Origin of the sequence: Mesorhizobium sp. M0011, assembly GCF_040324155.1 — a bacterium.
In the GTDB taxonomy this organism is placed as follows: Bacteria; Pseudomonadota; Alphaproteobacteria; order Rhizobiales; family Rhizobiaceae; genus Mesorhizobium.
In genome coordinates, this window is sequence record NZ_JAMYVQ010000004.1 from 1 (window position 1) to 22,299 (window position 22,299).

The following is a 22,299-nucleotide window of genomic DNA, read 5'->3' on the forward strand; positions in this document are numbered from 1 at the left end:
AAAATAGAAACAGTCGACCTCAACCTCTGCAGACGATAAGTGACAAAACTGTTCGCGATGTCCTCGCACACCTGTTCGCGATGTCTCCGGTCCAAACAGGGGGGAGATCAGCAGCTTCGATGCTTCGCTCCGTTCTGCGACGCTGGAGATTGTCGAAAGCCGGAATGACAGCCAATCTCCCCCCTTGAGGGGGAGATGTCCGGCAGGACAGAGGGGGGTGCTGTCCCGCCAGCGTTGCGGAATGAACGGGGAGAACGTGCCGTTGAGGTCTCGGCTCACGCCAGCGCCTCCTCGACAATCCGGCCAAGCTCGGGCTCGATGTAGGAGAGATCCTCCTCGTCCTTGATCAGCACGCCGATGGCGCGGCGGAAGGCTTCCGGCCACGGGCTGCCGCCTTTTTCCAGGATGGTCGCGGCGTTGGCCCATTCGACCGCCTCGGCAATGCCGGGCGGCTTGGCGAGCGGGCGGGCGCGAATGGTCTGCACGGCCGCCGCCACCGCGCGTGCGGTGGCTTGCGCTACATCGCCGGCGCGCAGCATGATGATGGCGGCCTCGCGCTCGGCGTCGGGATAGCCGATCCAGTGGTATACGCAGCGGCGGCGCAGTGCTTCGGCCAGTTCCCGGGTGCGGTTCGAGGTCAGGATGACGATCGGCTGTGCCGTGGCGCGGATGGTGCCGCGCTCGGGAATGCTGATCTGGAAGTCGGAGAGGAATTCCAAAAGCAGCGCTTCGAATTCGTGGTCCGAGCGGTCGATCTCGTCGACCAGCAGCACGCGCTGCTCGGGCGCCTTCAGCACCTGCAGCAGCGGCCGGGCGATCAGGAAACGGTCGTCGTAGATGTCGATCTCATGCTCGCCGGCATGGCGGATGGCGAGCAGTTGGCGCTGGTAGTTCCATTCGTAGAGCGCATGCGCGGCATCGATGCCTTCATAGCATTGCAGCCGCACCAGATCACGGCCGAGCAGCGCGGCGATCGCCTTCGCCGCCTCCGTCTTGCCGACGCCCGGCGCGCCTTCGAGCAGCAGCGGCTTGCCCAGCCGGATTGCCAGGAAGATCGCGGTCGAAAGGCTCTCGTCGGCAAGGTAGCGCGAGGCGGCCAGGTGCTGCGCCACCGCCTCCGGCGAGGTCGCGACAGTCTCGGCGCTTGTCCCGGTCATTCCAGCCCTCAATTCGCCTTTTGCGCCTTCAGCGCGCGCAGGATGCGCTCCGGCGTGATCGGCAGAGTGTCGATGCGCACGCCGACGGCGTCGAAGACGGCATTGGCGACGGCCGGGATCTGCGGGTTGGCGCACATTTCGCCCGGCCCCTTGGCGCCGTATGGTCCGTCCGCCGAAGGCCGCTCCAGAACGATGATCTCGGTCTCGGCGAGATCGCCGGGGCCGGGCATCAGATACTGGTTGAAGTCGGTGCCGCCATGGTCGCGGTTGGGATAATAGGGCTCGGTTGTCTCATAGAGCGCATGGCTGATGCCCATCCAGGAGCCGCCAACCAGCTGCTGTTCGACCATCTTTGGGTTCAGCGCGCGGCCGATCTCGAAGACGTTCTTCACCGTCAGCACGGTAACCTCGCCGGTCTCGTCGTCGACCTCGACCTCGGCCACCGTGCAGGCATGGGCATAACAAGTCGACGGCTTCATCGCGCCGGTTTCTTTCTCGGGATAGGAGCGCGGGATCAGGAACATGCCGCGACCGGAGATCGAGCGGCCGCGCTTGAAATGCGCCGACAGCGCGACATCGAAGATCGAGATCGACTTTTGCGGTGCGCCTTTGACCAGGATGTTGCCCTGTCCATCGGTCTCGAGGTCGGAGGCGTTGACCTCCAGCTCCTCGGCGGCCACTTCAAGCATCACCTGGCGCGCTTCCCTTGCTGCCTGGATGACGGCGTTGCCGGCGCGGTGCGTGCCGCGTGAGGCGAACGTGCCCATGCAGTGCGGGCCGGTGTCGGTGTCGGCGGTGTCGACGACGACACGGTCGGTCGGCACGCCGATCGTCTCGGCGCAGATCTGCGCCATGATCTGCTTCATGCCCTGACCGAGATCGACGGATGACAGCGTCACCATGAAATTGCCGGTCGGCGTCGAGTGCACCAGCGCCTGCGTCGGGTCGCCGCCGAGGTTCATGCCGGTGGGATAGTTGATCGCGGCAACGCCGCGTCCACGCCTGATCGCCATCTCAAGCTCCCTTCGCGTAGGACGACATGGCCATGTATTTCTCCGCCACCGGCCAGTTGGCGGCGCGCGATGCTTCCTGCATGCACTCGATCAGCGCGGCGCCCTCGGTCGGCTGGCGATGCGCCTTCATGTCGCCGTCGCGATAGGCGTTGATGAAGCGGAATTCGAGCGGATCCATGCCGATCAGCCGTGCCAGCTTGTCCATCTGCACCTCCAGCGCGAAATCGCCGATGGTGACGCCGAAGCCGCGCATGGCGGATGAGGGCGTGCGGTTGGTGTAGACGCAGTAGGTGTCGATCCAGACGTTCGGGATGGTGTAGGGGCCGGGATAGTGCCCCGCACCCTTCTGCGCGCCATAGGGCGAGTGGCGCGAATAGGCGCCGGCATCCGTGTAGCCGGTGACCTTGCGCGCGACGATGCGGCCATCTTTCATGACGCCGTCCTTGATGACGACCTTTTCAGCGGCGCGTGGCGACGAGATCTGCATCTCCTCCTCGCGGCTGTAGATAAAACAGACTGGTCGTCCTGTTAATTTTGCGCCGAGGATGGCGATCGGCTCGACGATGACGTCGACCTTGCCGCCAAAACCGCCGCCGACGGTGCCGCCGACGAAATGCAGTTTGCTGCCCGGCATCTGCAGGATGATCGAGGTGTTGTCGAGCGTGAAGAACATCGCCTGCGTGTTGGTGTAGCAGGTGAAGCGGTCATTGCCCTCGGGTGCCACCACGCAGCCGGTGGTCTCGGTCGGCGCGTGCTCGATCGGCGAGGACTGGTAGCTCTCCTCCAGGATGTGGTCGGCGCCGGCGAAGCCCGCCTCGACATCGCCGAAGCGCACCTTGCGGCACTCGCCGCTGTCATAGAGGTAATAATTCTGGCCGTGATATTCGTTGACCAGGGGTGCGCCGGGCTTCAGCGCCTCTTCCATGTCGAAGACGGCCGGCAGCACCTCATAGTCGACCTTGACCTTGGCTGCGGCCTCTTGCGCGGCACGCTCGGTTTCGGCCAGCACGGCCACCACGGCCTCGCCCTTCCAGCGCACCTTGCCGTCGGCAAGCACCGTCTCGTCCTCCGGCCCGACCTGGATCAGGATCAGGATGGTGTAGACATTGTGCGGCACGTCCCTGGCGGTCAGAATCTTCACCACGCCCGGATGCTTTTCCGCTTCCGAGGTGTCGATCGAGCGGATGCGGGCATGGTGATGCGGGCTGCGCACCATCTTCAGGTGCAGTATGCCAGGGAAATTGCGGTCGGCGAAAAAGGCGGTCTTGCCGGTGACATGGCCGGGTGAATCCGAGCGCGGCCGGGGCTGGCCGATCTCGTTCAGATCGTCCTTGCGGATATCAGCGAAGTAGTTCTTGCGCAGTTCCATTGCTTTGGACCCCTCAGGCCGCGTTCTGCGAATTGGCGCGGGCGGCGGTCAGCACCGCCTGGATGATCGGCTCGTAGCCGGTGCAGCGGCAGATGTTGCCCGACAGCGCCTCGACCACCTCGTCGCGGCTGGGGTTGGGCGTATGGTCGAGCAACACCTTGGCCGCCATGATCATGCCCGGGGTGCAGAAGCCGCATTGCGTGGCGAACGTGTCGAGGAAGGCGCGCTGCAGCGGGTGCAGCACGCCGCTTTCCGAAAGCCCTGAAGTCGTGCTGATGACGGCGCCATCGCAGGTCTCGGCAAGCGTCAGGCAGGAGAGCCTGAGTTCGCCGTCGATGATGACCGAACAGGCGCCGCAGGTGCCTTGATGGCAGCCGCCTTTCGGTGAGGTGTCGCCGATCTTGTCGCGCAGGGCCTGAAGCAGCGTCGTGCCGCTGTCGATGAATTCGGCCTTTTCCGAGCCGTTGAGCGTGAATTGAACCGGAACCTTTGCCATGTTTTCCTCCCAGCGCGCCTGCCCGAACCGGCGGACAGACGCGCGCCCCCGAACGAAATATTATGCGAGCAGCAACCGGCCGAGATGAACCGGCAAGACTTCGGCGCGATACCAGGCGCTGGCGATCGGGTCGGTGATGGGCGAGGTGCCATCACCGGCCGCGGCCAAGGCCGGCGCGATGCCGTCAGCGGTCAGCTTTCGGCCGATCAGCGCTTTTTCCGCCGCCCTGGCGCGCATTGGCCGATCCGCCATGCAGCCGAGCGCGATCCGCGCCGAGGTCACGGTGCCATCCGACGACAGTTCCAGAGCACCGGCTATGCTGAGCACCGAGACGCCCTTGGGCTTGACCCTCGACACTTTCAGGAAGCGGAAACTGTCGGCCTTCGGAAGCGTGAAGCTCACGGAAATGACGACGGCACGGCTGCCGTCCCGATTGGCCAGAAAAGTCTCGATCGGCGTTTCGCCGCCATCGGTGCCGACCGTGGCATCGAGTGCCAGCAGGGCAACAGCGAAATCGCCATAGGGGGCCGGGGCAAAAAGATTGCCGCCGACGGTCGCCATGTTGCGGATGGCCGGGCCACCGACGGCGCGGGCGGCCTTGGCGAGCGTGCCGAGCTCCGGATGGCCGGCGATCGCCGCCATCGTCACCGAAGCGCCGACACGGGCTTTTCCACCGGCAACGGCGATGGTGGACAAAGACGGCTCGGTCGACCTGATAAGGCCGGAAACCGAGACATCGCCCTCATTGGCCGCGCGGACGACCAGCGTGCCGCCGCCGAGATAGCGTGTGCCCTGGGCTTTCAGTGCCGCGTTCGCGTCTTTCACCGTTGCAAAGGTCTGCAGTGCCAGCGCCATGGTTTGGCTCCTGTCAGCTCTGGCCGGCGAAATGGCTTTTCAGGGCGTTGAAGCCGCCCTGAAAGACATTGGCGCCCATGCCGTCGGCCAGCTTGTCTGCCTCCTCGGGCGCGGCGTCGAAGCTGGCGGTCCATTCGGCGTAGGTGCGGTCGCCATCGGTCACGCGCCGCAATTGAAGCGTCGCCTTGTGATTGGTCAGCGGCTGCGGCGTCTCCAGGATGGAGTAGCTGACCAGGAAATTCTGATCGGAAAAGTCGAGCAGCTTTTCGCGCAGGCGGGCGCCGCTGGCGAGCTGGAAATTGCGCACGCAGCCAATCGTGGTGGCGTCCTGGCCGTCTTCAATGTGGCTTTCCACCATGCGCGGATGCCAGTCCGGCAGTCCGTTGAAGTCGCGTATGCGCGCCCAGACCTTTTCGACCGGTGCGTCGATGACGCTGGATATGGTGACTTTGGCCATTCAAATGTTCCCTTGCAAAAGCGATCCGATGCAAGGGTAGGGCGGCCATTTCAGCGGCGCTTATCAATGCGTCTTGAGCGCCTATCAAGGAGTCTGAAAAAGGGCGGTTGGTTCAGGCAATCGCCCGCGCGGCCTCGCGGTAGAGCGTCGGCGGCACGCCGACATGGTCGCGGAAAAAGCGTGAGAAATTGCCCTGCGTGGTGAAGCCGAGATTGCAGGCGACCGAGATCAGCGGCTCCCGCGACCATTGCAGCTGCCGCACCGCTTCCTCCATGCGCAGCGTGTTCCAGTAGACATTGGGCGTCAGATTGGTCTGTTCCTTGAACAAAGCGAAGAAATGCGGCCGCGACAGGCCGACGCTGCGCGCCACGTCGTCGAAGCAGATGCGCTCGCAGACATTGGCCTTCATCAGCTGGATTGCCTTGCGGACACGGAAATCCTGCATGGTGTTGATGCGGACACGGGCCTCCTGCGGCGCCGAGGCGTCGGCGGCGTCGAGCACGCTATCGATGAAACGCTCGATCTCGTAGTTGGCGATATCGTCGACGCTCTCATTGTCGCTGAGGTGGTCGAGCAGATTGGCGGCGGCCTGATGCAGCCACGGTTCCAGCGTGATCGCGGCTTGTGAGAACAGCGGCGCAGACGAAGGCAGGTCGCGGCGGCGCCGCGCCCAGTCGGGATCGATGTAGAAGGCGAGAAACAGACCGGGCGTCCCGTTTTGCGACAGAACATGGCTGTGCGGCTGGAAGGAGTTGATGCCGGCGGCCGTTCCAGGTCCAAGCCGGACGGTCTCGCGGCCGATGGTCATTTCGCCGGCCGTACCTTCCAGCCAGATGATCAGATGGGCCTCGACATGGGCATGAGTGACGAAGTCGCTTGCGACATTCAGGATAGAAACATGTCCGAACCGGCCCCAGTAGAGCCTGATCGCTTCCGTCATGGGTATATCCTCCCGCAGACGACTGGCCTCCCTTCGCCTGCAACAGGGATTGTGCGGCGGAGTTCGGGGCGGCGTCAAGACGCGCGGCGGCGGCGAGGGCCAATGACGGCCGATTCGGCCGGATTTTCAGACTGAGCGATAGGTTTCTTCTTCTCCCACAAGGGAAGAACGCCCTTCAAACCGAAGCCGTCATGCCGCCATCGACATACAGCGTATGGCCGTTGACGAAAGACGATGCGTCGGAGGCAAGGAACACGGCGGCGCCGATCAACTCGTCGACATTGCCCCAGCGCCCGGCCGGCGTACGCTTTTCCAGCCAGGCGGAAAATTCCGGATTGTCGACCAGCGCCTGGTTCATCTCGGTGCGGAAATAGCCGGGTGCGATCGCATTGATCTGCAGGCCGTGTTTGGCCCAGTCGGCGCACATGCCCCTTGTCAGGTTGCGGATCGCGCCTTTGGTCGCGGTGTATGGCGCGATGTTCGGCCTTGCCAGCTCGCTCTGCACCGAGCCGATGTTGATGATCTTGCCCTTGCCGCGGGGGATCATGTGGCGGGCGACCGCCTTGCCGACATGGAAGGCGCCCGATACATTGGTCTTGAACAGGCGCTCCCATTGCTCCTCGGGAAAGTCCTCGAGCGGGGCGCGGAATTGTATGCCGGCATTGTTGATGAGGATGTCGATGGCGCCGATCTCGGCCTCGATGCGGGCAATGTCCGCGTTGACCGCCTGAAAATCGGTGACGTCGAATACCGAGGCGTGCGCCTTGAAGCCGACATCGCGCAGCTTTTCGACGGCGCTGTCGATCCTGGCGGTGTCGCGACCGTTCAGCACTATGCTTGCACCGTGTCCGGCGAGGCCCCGAGCCAGCGCAAAGCCGATGCCTTGACCGGAGCCAGTCACCAGCGCCACCCGCCCCTTGAGGCTGAACAGGGAGTTGGCCATCAAACCGTCTTTTGTTTGACCATGATCTTGCCCGAAAACCGGTTTCCACTTTTCGGGATCATGGTTCTAGTCGCTGCGGCGGAAATTGCGGATGCGGTCGAACAGCACCGCCAGCAGGATGGCGCCGCCGATGAACACACCTTGCCAGAAGGCATTGATGCCGAGCAGACCGAGACTGTTGCGGATCACCTCGATCAGGGCCGCACCGACGATGGCGCCAAAGGCGGTGCCGACGCCGCCAGCCAGATTGGCGCCGCCGATGACGGTTGCGGCGATTACCTGCAGTTCCATGCCGGTGCCGAGATTGGTGGTGACGGCACCCAGCCAGCCGGTCTGGATGATGCCGGCAATGCCGGCCGACAGCGCCGAGATCATGTAGACGGCAACCTTGATCTGGCGCACCGGAACGCCGGTCAGCGTTGCCGCGTGCTCGTTGCCGCCAATGGCGAAGATGTGGCGGCCGAACTTCGTCCAACGCAGGATAAAGCCGGTGATCAGCGCCAGAAGGATCATGTAAAGCACCGGATTGGCGATGCCGAACACCCAGGCGCCGCCGCCCAATGACAGAAGCTTGGCGTGGTCCGGCCCGAACTGGAAGACGACCGTGTTGTTGGAGGCGACCATGGCTAGGCTGCGGGCGATCGACAGCATGCCGAGCGTCACCACAAAGGGTGGAAAGCCGAGATAGGCGATCAGCACGCCGTTGAAGGCGCCAATGGCGAGCGCGGTGGCGATCGAGGCCAGGATGCCGACCTCGATCGAGTAGCCGGCATGCATCGTGACGGCCAAAATCATCGACGACAGGCACAGCACCGAGCCGACCGAGAGGTCGATGCCGCCGGTGATGATGACGAAGGTCATGCCGAGCGCGATAATGGCGACGAAGGTGATGTTGCGGGTGATGTTGTAGAGGTTCTTCGACGTGGCAAACGCGTCGGTGGCAAACGACAGGAACACGCAGGCGAGGATAACGGCGATCACCACCCAGAAGGTCTGGCTGGCAAACACTCTTGCCGGCAGGGATTGCTGCTTGTGTTCGATCGGCTGGTCAATTGTCAGTGCCATCGTCGACCTTCATCTGCTGTGCGTGGTGAAATTCGCTGAAATCAAACCTGTTCGATGGCGCCGGTGATCAGCCCGGTGACTTCCTCGGGCGAGCTCGACGCAATCGTCTTGTCGGCGACCTTGCGGCCGCGCCGCATAACTATGACGCGGTCGGCGACGGTGAAGACGTCAGGCATTCGGTGACTGATCAGCACGACGGCAATGCCTTGATCGCGCAAATGGCGGATCAGGTTCAGCACTTCGGCGACCTGGCGCACCGAGATAGCGGCCGTCGGTTCGTCCATCAGCACGATCTTGGCCTGCGACAGCATGGTGCGGGCGATCGCCACCGCTTGGCGCTGGCCACCCGACATCTGCTTGACGAGATCGCGCGGACGGGTCTCGGACTTCAATTCGGCGAAGAGCTGGCCGGCACGCTTGTACATCGAGGCATAGTCGAGGATGCGGAACGGCCCGACGCCGCGCCGCAACTCGCGGCCGAGATAGACGTTGGCGGCGGCGGTCAGATTGTTGCAGAGCGCAAGGTCCTGGTGGACGATCTCGATGCCGTGCTGGCGGGCTTCCGCCGGCTTGTGCAGGATCAATTCCTTGCCGTCCATGTGCATGGTGCCATGGCTCGGACGGAAATTGCCGGCGATCATCTTGACCAGCGTCGACTTGCCGGCGCCGTTGTCGCCCATGAGGCCGACCACCTGTCCGGGCTCGATCGACAGCGACACGTCGTTGACGGCCTGGATGGCGCCGAAATGCCTTGAGATGTTGGTGAGTTCGAGAACCGCCACCAGCCTTTGCCTCCCCGTGATTTGCGACCTGCTGCTGTTCCCGGCGTGGATGCCGACGCTGCTTTGGCCTCGCTCTCCCCGGCTCCTCCCGAAGACGGCGTTAGCGTTCTTTTACGCAAAAGCCGGCGCACGTCAATCAATTGTCGGACGAATTGGGCCAGGACTATTTTAAAAATCCGTTTTGTAGGACAAATAGCATTGACGTTGGCGCCAAGCCGATATTAGCTAAGCGTCGGAGGAGATTATGCCGATCTCCGCTGGCGGTTCGCCGGCCGGAATCGGCGGAGGTTTGACGGCCCAAGATCCAGCGGCACCTGTGTGTGAGTTGATCTGAAGCCGAATCTGGAAATGCTTATCGATCTGTCCTGGCGACACGAGCGCTCGCGAAACGGCCCTCGGTCATCACGCATCCGGTCGATCTGTATGGCGGGCACGCCGTGTCCGTTTGTTTCAAGGGAGGACTGACATGAGGAAAACACTTTTGCTCGCCGCCGTCGCCGCAATGGCGTTGGGTGCCGGGCCGGCTTTGGCCAAGAAACAGCTCGTCATTGTCGTGAAAGGTCTCGACAATCCGTTCTTCGAGGCCATCCACCAGGGCTGCGAGAAATGGAACAAGGAAAACGCCAGCTCGGAGTATGAATGCTTCTACACCGGTCCGGCGTCGACTTCGGACGAGGCCGGCGAGGCGCAGATCGTCCAGGACATGCTGAGCAAGGCCGACACGGTCGCGATGGCGATCTCGCCGTCCAACGCGCCGCTGATCGCGCAGACGATCAAGAGCGCCAATCCGACGATCCCGATCATGACGGTCGATGCCGATCTCAGCAAGGAAGACGCAGGTCTTCGCAAGACCTATCTCGGTACCGACAATTACCTGATGGGCAAGAAGATCGGCGAGTACATCAAGAAGGGCAAGCCGAATGGTGGCACGATCTGCACCATCGAAGGCAACCCGGCAGCCGACAACATCCTGCGCCGTGCGCAAGGCATGCGTGACGCACTGTCGGGCAAGGAAGGCCTTGCCGCACTTGCGGGTGAAGGTGGTTGGACCGAAGTTCCCGGCTGCCCGGTGTTCACCAATGACGATGGCGCCAAGGGCGTGCAGGCGATGACCGACATCCTCGCCGCCAACCCCAAGCTGGACGCCTTCGGCATCATGGGCGGCTGGCCGCTGTTCGGCGCGCCGCAGCCCTACCGCGATCTGTTCGGGCCGCTCAAGGACCGGATCGCCAGCAACGACTTCGTCATCGGCGCCGCCGACACGATCGGCGACGAAGTGGCGATCGCTCGTGACGGCCTTGTAACGGCTCTGGTCGGCCAGCGGCCGTTCGAAATGGGCTACAAGGCACCGTCGGTGATGATCGACCTGATCGAAGGCAAGGCGGTCGCCGATCCGGTGTTCACCGGCCTCGACGAGTGCACCAAGGATACGGTCGACACCTGCATCCAGAAGTAGGTTCTCGATTTCGGGGCGCCCGGTTGCGGGCGCCCCGTCATTCCTGAACGGAAGCGGTAATTCCCGAACGGACGCAATAGTTGGGGCAATCGGCTCCGGCTTTGCCGCGCCCGTGATCTGGATTTTTCGGCAACGAGATCGGCGCCCGTACGGTTCGGACCAGTCCGGACGATAGACGGTCGACGCATTGGAACGTGGATGCCGGACGAGAAGTCAAGCAAGCGAACCGACCTAACCAAGGCACAAGCGAGCCACGGTCCGGCTGTCATGCGGAAGGCTGGTGCCGCGCATTTTGCGGGGGCGAGCGTCCATGTCTCGTTGGCCGGCGAGATTGGCCTGCGGATCGTGCGTGGCGACTATCCGCCCGGCACCATCCTGCCCAACGAGTCCAAATGGGCCGAGATCTTCAATGTCAGCCGTTCGGCGGTGCGCGAAGCCATCAAGATGCTGATGGCGAAAAGCCTGTTGGCCTCACGCCCCAAGATCGGCAGTTGGGTCGAGCCGAAGGAGCGCTGGAACCTGCTCGACCGCGACGTTCTGGCCTGGTACGCGACGGCGCCCGACCGCGAGGCGTTCCTGCGAACCGTGCAGGAGTTTCGTCATATCATCGAGCCGGAAGCGTCGGCCTTTGCCGCCATGCGGCGCAGCGACGAGCAAATGGCGGAAATCAGCCAGGCCTGCCGCGACATGGGCGAGGCCTTGAGCCTGCAGGAGCGTATCCGCGCCGATACGCGCTTTCATCTGGCCATCCTGCGCGCTTCCGGCAACGACCTTCTGGTGCCGCTCGGCGTGCTGATCGAATCGGCGCTCGACCATCTCTTCGCATTCACGACACAGCAGGTCGCCGATCAGCGCCAGGCGCAGAAGCTGCATGAGGCGATCGAAAAGAACATCCGCCTGCAGCGCCCAGCCGCTGCGCGCAACGCCGTGCACAAGCTGCTTGCAGATACCGACGATGGGATAGGGCGGTGGCGGCGGTGATCGGCGCCGGCGTTGGGCAATCGGTTAAATGGTCTGTTTCTTGCCATCCTTCATCGGCATCAGGTCAACACCGTTCACCCCAGCGATATGCGTCGCCAGCATCGGTACGAATTGCTCGGCCGGGCCGGTTGCATGGGCACCGGCGAAGGAGTTCTTGGTGGCGTTGCCGAGCGGGTTGGCAATGCCGGCCGCACCCGCCATCGATTCCAGATAGGTCAGGTCCTTGAAGGCATTGGCGATGGTGAATTTGTGCGCATCGCGGTCACCTTCCAGCGTCCAGCGCATGAAGGTCTGGTAGAAGCCGCAATCCATGCGGCCATTGCGAATGACGCTGTCGAAGCGCGGCGGCGAGATGCCGACCTTCTCAGCCAGCGCCAGTGCCTCGGAATAGATCGCGGCGTAGCCGAGCGAGATGAAATTGTTGAGCAGCTTCATGCGATGGCCGTCGCCGGTGTCGCCGATATGGACGATGCGGCCGGCCCAGGTTTCGATCACCGGCTTCACCCTGGCAAAGAGGGCGTCCGGCGCGCCGACCATGGCGTCGAGCGTGCCTTCCCAGGCTTCCTTCGGCGTGCGGCTGAGCGGTGCGTCGACAAAATCGATGCCGAGCGCCTTGAGCTCAGCGGCAAGCGCAATGGTCGAGACCGGATCGGAGGTCGAGCAGTCGACGACGACCGAACCTTTCTTCAAACCCTCCTTGAGGCCGCCCGGGCCGCGAATGATGGCTTCGACCTCGCGCGAACCGGTGACGCAGATGAAGACGATTGTCGATGCCGCCGCCACATCGCGCGAGGTCGATGCTTCCGTGGCGCCGCGGCCAAGCAGGTCTTCCGCCGGCTTGCGGTTCTTGCGGCCGAGGAAGGTCAGGCTGTAGCCCTTGTCGACGATGTTCTTGGCGATCCCGTGGCCCATCAGGCCAAGCCCGATGAAGCCGATCTTTTCGCGCGCGGCAGTCGTATTCATGTCTTCAAGTCCTGTTGCAATGATTGATGTCAGGCGCTGCCGTTTTGCAGGCGTGGGTGGTTGCGGATGGCGATATTGTCTGACAATACACATAAATTCCTGAGGATGTGGAGAGCAAAATGACGAAGCGGATCATGTTCACCGGCGGCAGCGGCAAGGCCGGACGCCATGTCGTCCAGTATCTGGTCGAGCAAGGCTGCCAGGTGCTCAACATCGACACCAGGCCGCTCGACAATCCCAAGGTGCGCACGCTGATCACCGATATCACCGACAGCGGGCAGGTGTTCAACGCACTGTCGAGCTATATGGGCCTGCACGAATTCGACCCTTCGCTGCGCCCGCAGGCGGTCGATGCGGTGGTGCATTTCGCCGCCATCCCGCGCATCATGATCACCACCGACAACGAGGTGTTCCGCATCAATGCGCTCGGCACCTACAATGTCATCGAGGCGGCGGTGAAGCTCGGCATCCCCAAGGTTATCATCGCCTCCAGCGAGACGACCTATGGGCTCGTGTTCGCCAACGAGCCACGCGATCCCAAATATTTCCCGCTCGACGAGGAGTATGACGTCGACCCGATGGACAGCTATGCTTTGTCCAAGGTCGTCAACGAGAAGACGGCGCGGGCCTTCACCCAGCGCAACGGCACCGACATTTATGCCCTGCGCATCGGCAACGTCATCGAGCCGCACGAATATTCGCTGTTTCCGAAATGGTTCGCCGATCCGGGTTTCCGCAAGCGCATCGCCTGGAGCTATGTCGACGCGCGCGACCTTGGCCAGATCACGTTGCGCGCCATAGAGAAGGACGGGCTCGGCTATCAGGTGTTCAACGCGGCCAATGACGACACCTCGTCCGACCTACCGACCGCCGAACTCTTGAAGCGGTTCTACCCCGGCGTGCCGGTCAAGGCCGAACTCGGTGAATACGAGACGCTGCTGTCGAACCGCAAGGCGCGCGACGTGCTCGGTTTCCGCCCGGAGCATAGCTGGCGCAGATACGTCAAGCAGGACTGATCCGCGAAGCAAGCGAGGCTGATCTGTGCACAGCGGGCGGCTTTGCGGTGCAAGCCGCTTGCCGCGCTTGACAGCCTGCTTAATACGGACTTTCTGGAACCCATGCGGGACGCGAAGCCGAACAAGGAAAAATCGTTGGGGAAAGCGGCCTCCGGGGACCGTCCGGGCGGCGTTCGCCGGGCGGACGCCGCGCGTATTCCAGGCTCCAGCGTCCACGCCTCGCTGGCCAGCGAAATCGGCCTCAGGATCGTGCGGGGCGACTATCCGCCCGGCACCATCCTGCCCAATGAAGCGAAATGGTCAGAGACCTTCAGCGTCAGCCGCTCGGCGGTGCGCGAAGCGATCAAGATGCTGATGGCCAAGAGCCTGCTCGCCTCACGTCCCAAGATCGGCAGTTGGGTCGAGCCGAAGGAGCGCTGGAACCTGCTCGATCGCGATGTGCTTGCCTGGTACGCGACGTCGCCGGATCGCGAGGTGTTCCTCAAGACCGTGCAGGAATTCCGCCACATCATCGAGCCGGAGGCGACCGCGTTTGCCGCCATGCGAAGAACCGACGAGCAGATGGCCGAGATCAGCCTGGCCTGCCGTGAGATGGGAGAGGCGACGAGCCTGCAGGAGCGGACCCGCGCCGACACGCGCTTCCATCTTGCCATCCTGCGGGCTTCGGGCAACGACCTGTTGGTGCCGCTCGGCGTACTGATCGAATCCGCGTTCGATCACCTCTTTGCCTATACGACGCGGGAGATCGACGATCTCAACCACGCGCAGAAGCTGCACGAGGCAATCGAGAAGAACATCCGCCTGCAGCGCCCCGACGCGGCGCGCAATGCAGTGCGCAAACTGCTCGCCAACACAGACGGCGTCATCCGCGCCCGGTAGGGCCGGCCGCCGCTAATCATCCTTGTCACGTCCGAAGGCGCTGCGCAGTTCGTCCTTGGCGTCCTCAAGCACTTTTTTGCGCGCGGCAGGCAAGTTCTTGCCGGCGCGGTTGATGTAGAAGTTCAGCATCGACATGGCCGACTGGAACGGCTCGGCCTTGCGCCGGTGGCTGTGTTCGGCGGATCGCTTGAGCGAGGCGGCGATCTTCCTGGCGTCGTCGGATTCGAAGACGTGATCCTCAAGATCCATCGCGTCGCTGTGCTCGGTCACCTCGGCCGACCATTTTTTCCTGGTGGCGGTCATCGCAGGACTCCTCTGCAGGGTGGGCTGCCAGGAAACTCCGCACATCGGCATCGGTTCCGCCCTGGCTCTGGAGCCACGGATTTGCCAGCTGTGGCGCTGCTGCGACCCGAGAATGCGCCGATACTGGCGCAAACGGCAGCCGATCTCCGAGACCGCCGACAGGAAACGCCTTGACCCGAACCGACAGCATCCAGCCCGGCCCCGGCATCGACAGCTCCTATGCCTGGATGCGGCTTGCCATCTCGATGCTGCTGGCGACGATCGGCGCCGTCGGCATGTGGGCAGTCGTCGTCGTGCTGCCCGCGGTGCAGGCCGAGTTCGGCGTCGACCGCGCAGCGGCGTCCATGCCTTACACTGCGACCATGGTCGGCTTTGCCGCCGGCAACGTGCTGGTCGGCCGCGCCATCGACCGGATGGGATACTGGATCCCGGCGCTGCTCTCTTCGATTGCGCTTTCCGCCGGCCTGCTTCTCGCGGCGCTGTCGACCTCGATCCTGCAATTCACGCTTGCCCAAGGAGTGCTGATCGGTATCGGCACGTCGGTGATCTTCGGGCCGCTGATCGCCGATATCTCGCACTGGTTCAACCGCCGGCGCGGTGTCGCGGTGACCGCGGCGGCCGCCGGAAACTACCTCGCCGGAGCGATCTGGCCGACCATCATGCCGACGCTGATAAAGGCGGAAGGCTGGCGCTTCACTTATGCCGCCATCGGCATCTTCTGTCTGGTGACTATGGTGCCGCTGGTGCTGATGCTGCGGCGCGGTGCCCCAGTTGCGGCTGCCGCCGATTCGCCCGGAAGCCGGCCGGTGCAGTCGATGCCGCTGTCGCCGGCGGCGTTGCAGGTGCTGCTGGTCGTCGCCGGCCTCGGCTGCTGCGTGGCGATGTCGATGCCGCAAGTGCATATCGTCGCCTATTGCATGGACCTTGGCTACGGCGTCGCACATGGCGCCGACATGCTGTCGATCATGATGGCAGGCGGCGTCGTCAGTCGGCTGGCATCGGGCTTTCTCGCCGACCGCATCGGCGCGGTGTGGACACTGATGATCGGCTCGGTGCTGCAATGCCTGTCGCTGCTGTTCTACATCCCGTTCGACGGGCTTGCCTCGCTCTATGTGGTGTCGCTGGTGTTCGGCCTGTCGCAAGGCGGTATCGTGCCTTGCTACGCGATCATCGTGCGCGACTATATGCCGGCCAAAGAGGCTGGCCAGCGTATCGGCATCGTCTTGATGGCGACGATCTTCGGCATGGCGATCGGCGGCTGGATGTCGGGCTGGATCTACGATTTGACCGGCTCTTATGCGGCTGCGTTCCTCAACGGCATCGCCTGGAATTTGCTGAACATACTGGCGATCGGGCTGCTGTTGTGGAAGGCACGGCGCAGCACAGCCGTGATGGCCTGAGCTCTACGTGCCCAAATGGTCCGGGAGCTGCGCGGCTTGACAACCACCCAAGGCTGCGCGACGCCGGAAGGCGGATTGGTGCGGCAACAGGCCGATTTGGCATGACGACGGTGGCAAAGACCCTGAATATGGTTCTAAAGGCGCTTGGCTGCACAAGCCCGTCGCCAGGAGTGCGCCCTTGACCAAGCCGCGCTCGCGCCGGGGCGGCGGCCGCCCTACCATCGCGGATGTCGCGCGCAAGGCCGGCGTTGGTGCCATCACCGTGTCGCGCGCCCTGCGCGAGCCGGAGCGTGTGTCCGAAGAGCTGCGCCGCCAGATCCAGGCCGCCGTCGACGAACTGGGCTATGTGCCGGACCCGAATGCCCGGGCGCTGGCCTCGGCGCGCGCCGAAGTGTTCGGCGTGCTGGTGCCGTCGCTGACCAACAACGTCTTCGCCGAGGTGGTGCGTGGCATCTATGACAGCCTGTCGGCCAGCCCGTTCCGCATCCAGCTTGGCAACACCCACTATTCCGGCCTCGAGGAAGAGCGGCTGCTGCAGGTGTTCGGTTCGCAACGGCCGGCAGCGCTGATCGTCGCCGGCATCGATCAGACACCGGCTTCGCGAAAGCTGCTGGAAAGTGCCGGCTGCCCTGTGGTGCAGGTCATGGAAACCGGTCCAGATCCCGTCGACATGATGGTCGGCTTCTCGCATCTCGATGGCGGCAGGGCGGCGACCGAGCATCTGATCGAGGCCGGCTATCGCCGCATCGGCTTCATCGGCGCGCGCATGGATCCGCGTTCGCAGCGGCGCCTTGCCGGCTATCGCGCGGCGATGGAGGCCGCGGGCCTGTTCGACCCGCGCCTCGTCACCACTACGCCGGTGCTGTCCAGCGTGTCGCTCGGCCGCGAGATGTTCCGCGATGAGCTGGCCAAGGTGCCGACACTCGACGGTGTCTTCTGCAACAATGACGATATCGCGCTCGGCGTCTTGTTCGAATGCCATCGCGCCTCGATCGCGGTGCCGAAGACGATCGGCATCGTCGGTTTCAACGATCTCGACATGATGCAGGTGGCGTTTCCTTCGGTCACCAGCATCCGCACCCATCGTTATGAGATCGGCCGGCGTGCCGTTGCCATGGCGCTTGCGGCGATCGCCGGCAACAGACCGGAGCAACGGATCGTCGACCTCGGTTTCGAGCTCAAGCGCCGCGAGAGCACGGCGCGTTGAAACGCACAGAAGCGACTGTGCGAATGCCGGTTTACACGCCAATTTGGTAGCGCTACCATTTCCTGCAGGCAGGTGCATAAACGACAGGGCGTACCTGTTTATTATACATAAGCGACAACTAATACTTGTTTATTATGGATAATATGATAGTTTTCGTACTGCTGGCGGCGACAAGGGAGGAACCGGGTCGGCCACCACGGGCGGCCAAGGACGCGCATGGCGAGGCGGGAGGTGCCGGTCCATCGCGCGAAAATTCGCATTGCGAAACGAACAATCTGAACTGCAATCGGGAGGACTATCGATGATCAAGTCACTTGTTGGTGGCGTCGTTGCCGCCACTGCATTCGTCATGCTCAATTCGGCCGCCATGGCCGCCGGACCCGAAATCGTGTCGGGTCCCGCCGCTCAGGCGGATTGTTTCGCGCCGTGGGACGCGGAGACCAAATTCTTCAAATATCCCAAGAAGGAAGGGCCGTTCCGCATCGCCTTCGCCAATGGCTACATCGCCAACACCTGGCGCATCCAGATGGTGCAGACGGCCAAGGCCTATGCCGCACAACCTGAAGTTAAAGCCAAGATCAAGGAATTCAAGGTCGTCTCGACGGGCGAGGACGTGCCGGCACAGATCTCGGCGATCAACAATTTCATCGATTCCGGCTATGACGCCATCGTCACCGACGCCCAGAACCCGACGGCCTTCGGTCCGGTCATCAAGCGCGCCAAGGAAGCCGGCATCGTGCTGGTCGCCTTCGACAACATCCTCGACACCAAGGACGCCATCAACGTCAATGTCGATCAGAAGGGCCTTGGCGAATTGTGGGCCAAGTGGCTGGTCGCCAAGATACCGAACGGCGGCAAGATCCTGGAAGTGCGCGGCGTCGCCGGCACCTCCGTCGACACCGATCGTCACAACGGCATCCACGAGGTCTTCGATGCGTCCGGCAAAAAGTGGGACGTGACCGAAGTCGCCGGCAAATGGGATGACGGCGTGGCACAGAAAGTGACCGCGGATGCGATCGCCACCAACGGTCCGTTCGACGGCATCACCGGGCAGGGCGGCGACACCGGCATCGTGCAGGCGATGATCGACGCCAAGCATCCGTTCGTGCCGTTTGGCGGCGAGACCGAGAACGGCTTCCGCAAGTTCTGCGCCGCGCATTCGGCCGACGGGCTGAAGTGCTCGTCCGCAGGCTCGGGTCCGGCTCAGGTCGCCGTCGCCATCAAGACCGCGATCGCCGCACTCGAAGGCGAGGTTGTGCCACAAGAGGTGAAGCTGCCGCTGGCGATCGCCGAAGACCCGAACTTGAAGGAAGGCACGGATTATTTCCCCAAGGAATCCGATAATTTCTTCGTCGGCAATTCCTTCCCGACCTGCGGCATCAATTTCAGCGCCCAGGAAATCATGGGTCAGACCAAGGAAAACCAGTAAATCATCGCTGGCTGTCACCTGGCGCCGCGGCTTGAGCCGCGGCGCTTGTCTCAATCCCACAATCGCCCTGGGAGGGCCGATGGACGGTGCGGCTCCGCTCTTTCGTATGGAAGGCATATCCAAGCGCTATGGCGGCGTACGTGCGCTGGAGAAGGCCGAGCTTGTCGTCGAAGCCGGCAGCATCCACGCCATTCTCGGTGAAAACGGCGCCGGCAAATCGACGCTGATCAAGGTCATGGCAGGTGTCGTGGCGCCCGATGAGGGCCGCATGACGCTGGACGGGCGCGAGGCGATCTTCGCTTCTCCGGGGGCCGCCAACAAGGCCGGCATCGTCTGCATCTTCCAGGAACTGTCGCTGGTCCCTGAGCTCAGCGTGGCCGACAACATCGTCATTTCCGATCCGCCCAAACGCTTCGGCATGATCGACCGCAAGGCGCAGCGCCGCATCGCGGAAGACGCGCTGGCGCGTGCGGGCGCCGCCGACATCCACCCGCTGGCTCTGGTCAAAGACCTGCCATTGTCGCGCCGACAGATGGTCGAGATCGCCAAGGCATTGGCACGCAAGCCGCGCATCCTCATCCTCGACGAAGCCACCTCCGCGCTGACCGCCGCGGATGTCTCGAAGATCTTCGCGGTGCTGAAGCGGCTGCGCTCGGAAGGGCTGGCGCTGCTTTACATCTCGCACCGCATGAACGAGATCGCCGAGCTGGCGGATCAGTGCACGGTGTTCCGCAACGGCCGCAATGTCGCCAGCTATGCAGCCGGCTCGAAGAGCGACAATGAGGTGGTCGAACTGATGATCGGCCGCGAATACAGCCATATCTTTCCGCCCAAGCCGGCGGCCGTGCCTGCCACCGCGGCCCCCAGGCTCGAGGCCCGCAAGCTCTCATGGGCCGACCGGCTGCACGATATCTCGCTGACCGTCAGGGCAGGTGAGGTGGTCGGCCTTGGCGGCCTCGACGGCCAGGGCCAGCGCGAATTGCTGCTCGCCTTCTTCGGCGTGCTGCGGGGCCTCAGCGGCCAGATCCTGATCGACGGCAAGCCTGTCTCGATCACCAGTCCATCCGTTGCGCGCGACGACGGCATCGGCATGGCGCTCATTCCCGAGGACCGCAAGACCGAAGGGCTGATGCTGCCGATGACGGTGCGCGAGAACCTGTCGTTCGCGGCGCTCGACCGGCTGTCGAAAGCCGGCATTATCGATCGCGCCGCCGAGCAGCGGCTGATCGACGACATGGTCGGCCTCTTGGCGATCAAGACGGCGGGCCTCGACATTCCGGTCGGCGCGCTTTCGGGCGGCAACCAGCAGAAAGTGGTCATCGCCAAATGGCTGATGCGCCAGCCGCGCATCATCCTGCTCAACGATCCGACGCGTGGCATCGACGTCGGCACCAAGCAGGAGTTGTACCAGCTGATGCGCAAATTGGCCGACGCGGGTGCGGCGATCCTGTTCTACTCGACCGATTATGACGAACTGATCGGCTGCTGCGATCGCGTGCTGGTGCTCTATGACGGGGCGGTCAAGCGCGAGTTGGTCGGTGCCGAGATCACCGAGCGGGCGCTGATATCAAGCGCGCTCAACATCCATGGCGAGGAGAGCCCAGTGGGCCTGGGAGCAAGCGCGTGAAAGATTGGCGCTACTGGCTGGCCGAGCAGCGCGGAACGCTGCTGGCGTTCGGCATCTTCATCGTCATGTTCGTCATCTACACCTCGAACCATCCGGCGGGCTTCACCGCCAATGTCGTGCAGACGGCGTCGAACAAGGGTGTGCTGCTCGCCTTTGTCGCCATGGCGCAGACGCTGGTGGTGATCACCGCGGGCATCGACTTGTCCGTCGGTATGATCTTCCTGCTCACCAACTGCCTCGCCTCCTGGCTGGTGGTCGGCACGCCGATGCAGACGACGCTCGGTGTCATCGCCGTGCTGGCGGTAGGGCTGCTGTGCGGCGCGATCAACGGCGCCATCGTCATCTATGGCCGGCTGCAGCCGATTGTCGCCACCATTGCCACGGGGGCCGTCTATTACGGCATCGGCCTTTTGCTGCGGCCATTCCCGGGCGGCTCGGTCAATGAGGATCTGGCCGATGCGCTGACCGGCCGTGTGTTTGGCGTGGTGCCGGCGAGCCTGGTCGTCCTGCTGGCCGTCGTGCTGGTGATCTGGGTGCCGTTCAGCCGCTCGGTGCTCGGCCGCGCCGCCTACGCGGCGGGCTCATCGGAGACGGCGGCCTACATGTCGGGTGTGCCGATCCGGCGCGGCAAGTTCGCCGCCTACACGCTGGCCGGCCTGCTGGCGGCGATCGGCGGACTGTTCCTGACCTTCTTCACCTATACGGGTGAAGCGGCCTATGCCAGCGGCAACTCCTACACGCTGTTTTCGATCGCCGCCGTGGTGCTCGGCGGCGTTTCGCTGTTCGGCGGCAAGGGCAGCGCCATCGGCGCCATCTTCGGCGCACTGGCCTTCCGTACCATCGGCGACCTGTTGTTCGTCTTCGATTTCGATCCGCTCTGGCAGCCGCTGTTCCAGGGCGTTATCCTGCTGGTCGCCGTCAGCCTCGGCGCCTTCGCCCTGTTTCGGGTCCGCAACCGGCTGGAGTGGTTCCTGTGAGCGAAACGACGCTTGGCGGCATTGCCGGCCGCATGCCCAGATTCATCCGCCGCGCCGATCCGGCGGTGCTGACGGCCTTTGCCTGCATCGTTCTCTTGCTGTTCCTGGGCAGCCTCTATTCCAGAAGCTTCCTGTCGCCTGAATATCTTCTGCAGCAGCTCAAGGTGGCTTCATTCCTCGGCGTCATCGCCACCGGGATGATGCTGGTCATCCTGCTCGGTCAGATCGACCTGTCGGTGCCGTGGGCGGTGGCGGCCGGCGCCATGATGGCCTGCGCTGCGGCGGCGTACGGCCCGGTCGGCGTGGCGCTGGCCATTCCGTTCGGTATTTTCTGCGGCATGCTGATCGGCGTCGTCAACGGCATCGGCGTCGCCTATCTGCGCATCCCCTCGATGATCATCACATTGGCCACCAACGCTGTCGCGCAAGGGCTGATGGTGGTCTACACAGGCGGCTTCTCGCCGCAGGATTCGGCGACGGGCGCGATGCGCTACCTGGCGACCGGCTTCGCCATTCCGGGCGTGCCCAACGCGGTCATCATCTGGGCGCTGATCGGAGCCGCGATGGTGTTCGTGCTGACCCGTACCAGCTTCGGCCGCACCGTCTACGGCATCGGCAACCGCGAGCGCGCGGCCTATCTCTCCGGCATCGACACACGGCGTGTGGTGATGATCGCCTTCGCCGTCTCCGGCGGGCTCTCGGCTTTCGGCGGCGTGCTTCTGGCGGGCTATGCCTCCAAGGCGGCGCAGTCGATGGGCGACGCTTATCTGCTGCCGTCGATCGCCGCGGTGGTGCTTGGCGGCACCTCGATCCTGGGCGGACGCGGCTCTTATCTCGGCACTGTCGCCGGTGTCATCCTCATCACGCTGCTGCAGTCCATCCTCTCCGTCATGCAGATGCCGGAGGCGGGGCGGCAGATCATCTACGGTGTCGTCATCGTCGCCATGCTGCTGCTCTACGGCCGCGCGCCGGCAAGCCGCTGAC

Annotated in this window: 23 protein-coding genes; 10 read left to right on the plus strand and 13 right to left on the minus strand. The window is 63.6% G+C overall.

Going from position 1 to position 22,299, the window contains the following annotated elements:
• The 11 genes from NKK51_RS05585 to NKK51_RS05635 all read right to left on the minus strand — a co-directional run.
• Window positions 1-279: hypothetical protein (locus NKK51_RS05585; protein WP_352551672.1), on the minus strand; the 279-nt coding region annotated here is incomplete at its 3' end.
• Window positions 276-1,157 (minus strand): AAA family ATPase, encoded by an 882-nt coding sequence (locus NKK51_RS05590; protein WP_127295448.1) that lies wholly within the window; start codon window positions 1,155-1,157, stop codon window positions 276-278. The genes NKK51_RS05585 and NKK51_RS05590, both read right to left, overlap by 4 nt.
• An 8-nt stretch (window positions 1,158-1,165) precedes the next feature.
• Window positions 1,166-2,170 carry a xanthine dehydrogenase family protein molybdopterin-binding subunit gene (locus NKK51_RS05595; protein WP_352551674.1) on the minus strand — a complete coding sequence of 335 codons (1,005 nt, stop codon included), beginning with the start codon at window positions 2,168-2,170 and terminating at the stop codon, window positions 1,166-1,168.
• 1 nt (window position 2,171) lies between these two features.
• The gene (locus NKK51_RS05600; RefSeq protein WP_352551676.1) at window positions 2,172-3,539 is read right to left on the minus strand and encodes a xanthine dehydrogenase family protein molybdopterin-binding subunit; all 1,368 of its coding nucleotides are present in this window, start codon (window positions 3,537-3,539) and stop codon (window positions 2,172-2,174) included.
• Between the two features lie 13 nt (window positions 3,540-3,552).
• A complete protein-coding gene (locus tag NKK51_RS05605) occupies window positions 3,553-4,035 on the minus strand; it encodes a (2Fe-2S)-binding protein (protein WP_023813250.1) in 483 nt (160 codons plus the stop codon).
• 60 nt (window positions 4,036-4,095) lie between these two features.
• The gene (locus tag NKK51_RS05610) at window positions 4,096-4,890 is read right to left on the minus strand and encodes an FAD binding domain-containing protein (protein WP_352551677.1); all 795 of its coding nucleotides are present in this window, start codon (window positions 4,888-4,890) and stop codon (window positions 4,096-4,098) included.
• Window positions 4,891-4,903: 13 nt separating this feature from the next.
• Window positions 4,904-5,347, minus strand: a complete 444-nt coding sequence (locus NKK51_RS05615) for an SRPBCC family protein (protein WP_128303426.1) — start codon at window positions 5,345-5,347, stop codon at window positions 4,904-4,906.
• Window positions 5,348-5,459: 112 nt separating this feature from the next.
• Entirely contained in the window at window positions 5,460-6,287 is an 828-nt protein-coding gene (locus NKK51_RS05620; protein ID WP_127266791.1) for an AraC family transcriptional regulator, read from the minus strand.
• A 175-nt stretch (window positions 6,288-6,462) separates the two neighbouring features.
• Window positions 6,463-7,230 (minus strand): SDR family oxidoreductase, encoded by a 768-nt coding sequence (locus NKK51_RS05625; protein WP_352551679.1) that lies wholly within the window; start codon window positions 7,228-7,230, stop codon window positions 6,463-6,465.
• A 66-nt stretch (window positions 7,231-7,296) separates the two neighbouring features.
• Window positions 7,297-8,295, minus strand: coding sequence for an ABC transporter permease (locus NKK51_RS05630; protein WP_023813245.1), 999 nt, complete (start codon window positions 8,293-8,295; stop codon window positions 7,297-7,299).
• A gap of 41 nt (window positions 8,296-8,336) precedes the next feature.
• Window positions 8,337-9,077 carry an ATP-binding cassette domain-containing protein gene (locus NKK51_RS05635; protein WP_013530854.1) on the minus strand — a complete coding sequence of 247 codons (741 nt, stop codon included), beginning with the start codon at window positions 9,075-9,077 and terminating at the stop codon, window positions 8,337-8,339.
• Between the two features lie 466 nt (window positions 9,078-9,543).
• Here NKK51_RS05635 and NKK51_RS05640 point away from each other — a divergent pair, with 466 nt between their 5' ends.
• Window positions 9,544-10,533, plus strand: a complete 990-nt coding sequence (locus tag NKK51_RS05640; RefSeq protein ID WP_023813244.1) for a sugar-binding protein — start codon at window positions 9,544-9,546, stop codon at window positions 10,531-10,533.
• 198 nt (window positions 10,534-10,731) lie between these two features.
• Window positions 10,732-11,514, plus strand: a complete 783-nt coding sequence (locus tag NKK51_RS05645; protein ID WP_023813243.1) for a FadR/GntR family transcriptional regulator — start codon at window positions 10,732-10,734, stop codon at window positions 11,512-11,514.
• Window positions 11,515-11,538: 24 nt separating this feature from the next.
• On the opposite strand, the gene NKK51_RS05650 is transcribed toward NKK51_RS05645, so the two are convergent.
• Complete coding sequence (locus tag NKK51_RS05650; protein ID WP_352551680.1) at window positions 11,539-12,477, minus strand: NAD(P)-dependent oxidoreductase; 939 nt, start codon at window positions 12,475-12,477, stop codon at window positions 11,539-11,541.
• Between the two features lie 119 nt (window positions 12,478-12,596).
• Between NKK51_RS05650 and NKK51_RS05655 the strand changes: the two genes are divergently transcribed.
• Window positions 12,597-13,493, plus strand: a complete 897-nt coding sequence (locus tag NKK51_RS05655) for an NAD-dependent epimerase/dehydratase family protein (protein WP_352551681.1) — start codon at window positions 12,597-12,599, stop codon at window positions 13,491-13,493.
• 102 nt (window positions 13,494-13,595) lie between these two features.
• A complete protein-coding gene (locus NKK51_RS05660; protein WP_023813240.1) occupies window positions 13,596-14,372 on the plus strand; it encodes a FadR/GntR family transcriptional regulator in 777 nt (258 codons plus the stop codon).
• Between the two features lie 12 nt (window positions 14,373-14,384).
• On the opposite strand, the gene NKK51_RS05665 is transcribed toward NKK51_RS05660, so the two are convergent.
• Window positions 14,385-14,675, minus strand: a complete 291-nt coding sequence (locus NKK51_RS05665; protein WP_031213606.1) for a DUF3175 domain-containing protein — start codon at window positions 14,673-14,675, stop codon at window positions 14,385-14,387.
• Window positions 14,676-14,845: 170 nt separating this feature from the next.
• Here NKK51_RS05665 and NKK51_RS05670 point away from each other — a divergent pair, with 170 nt between their 5' ends.
• From NKK51_RS05670 to NKK51_RS05695, 6 genes are all read left to right on the plus strand, one after another.
• Window positions 14,846-16,075: an MFS transporter gene (locus NKK51_RS05670; protein ID WP_352551682.1), complete on the plus strand. Its 1,230-nt coding sequence runs from the start codon at window positions 14,846-14,848 to the stop codon at window positions 16,073-16,075.
• Window positions 16,076-16,253: 178 nt separating this feature from the next.
• Window positions 16,254-17,282 carry an HTH-type transcriptional regulator GntR gene (gene gntR / locus NKK51_RS05675; protein WP_352551684.1) on the plus strand — a complete coding sequence of 343 codons (1,029 nt, stop codon included), beginning with the start codon at window positions 16,254-16,256 and terminating at the stop codon, window positions 17,280-17,282.
• A 301-nt stretch (window positions 17,283-17,583) separates the two neighbouring features.
• Window positions 17,584-18,711, plus strand: coding sequence for a sugar ABC transporter substrate-binding protein (locus NKK51_RS05680; protein ID WP_352441169.1), 1,128 nt, complete (start codon window positions 17,584-17,586; stop codon window positions 18,709-18,711).
• A 79-nt stretch (window positions 18,712-18,790) separates the two neighbouring features.
• Entirely contained in the window at window positions 18,791-20,338 is a 1,548-nt protein-coding gene (locus tag NKK51_RS05685) for a sugar ABC transporter ATP-binding protein (RefSeq protein ID WP_352551685.1), read from the plus strand.
• On the plus strand, window positions 20,335-21,315 hold the full coding sequence (locus tag NKK51_RS05690; protein ID WP_127295462.1) for an ABC transporter permease: 981 nt from the start codon (window positions 20,335-20,337) through the stop codon (window positions 21,313-21,315). The genes NKK51_RS05685 and NKK51_RS05690 overlap by 4 nt, the downstream gene beginning before the upstream one ends.
• On the plus strand, window positions 21,312-22,298 hold the full coding sequence (locus tag NKK51_RS05695) for an ABC transporter permease (protein WP_127295464.1): 987 nt from the start codon (window positions 21,312-21,314) through the stop codon (window positions 22,296-22,298). Before NKK51_RS05690 ends, NKK51_RS05695 begins: the two co-directional genes overlap by 4 nt.
• The last annotated feature ends 1 nt before the right edge of the window (window position 22,299 follow it).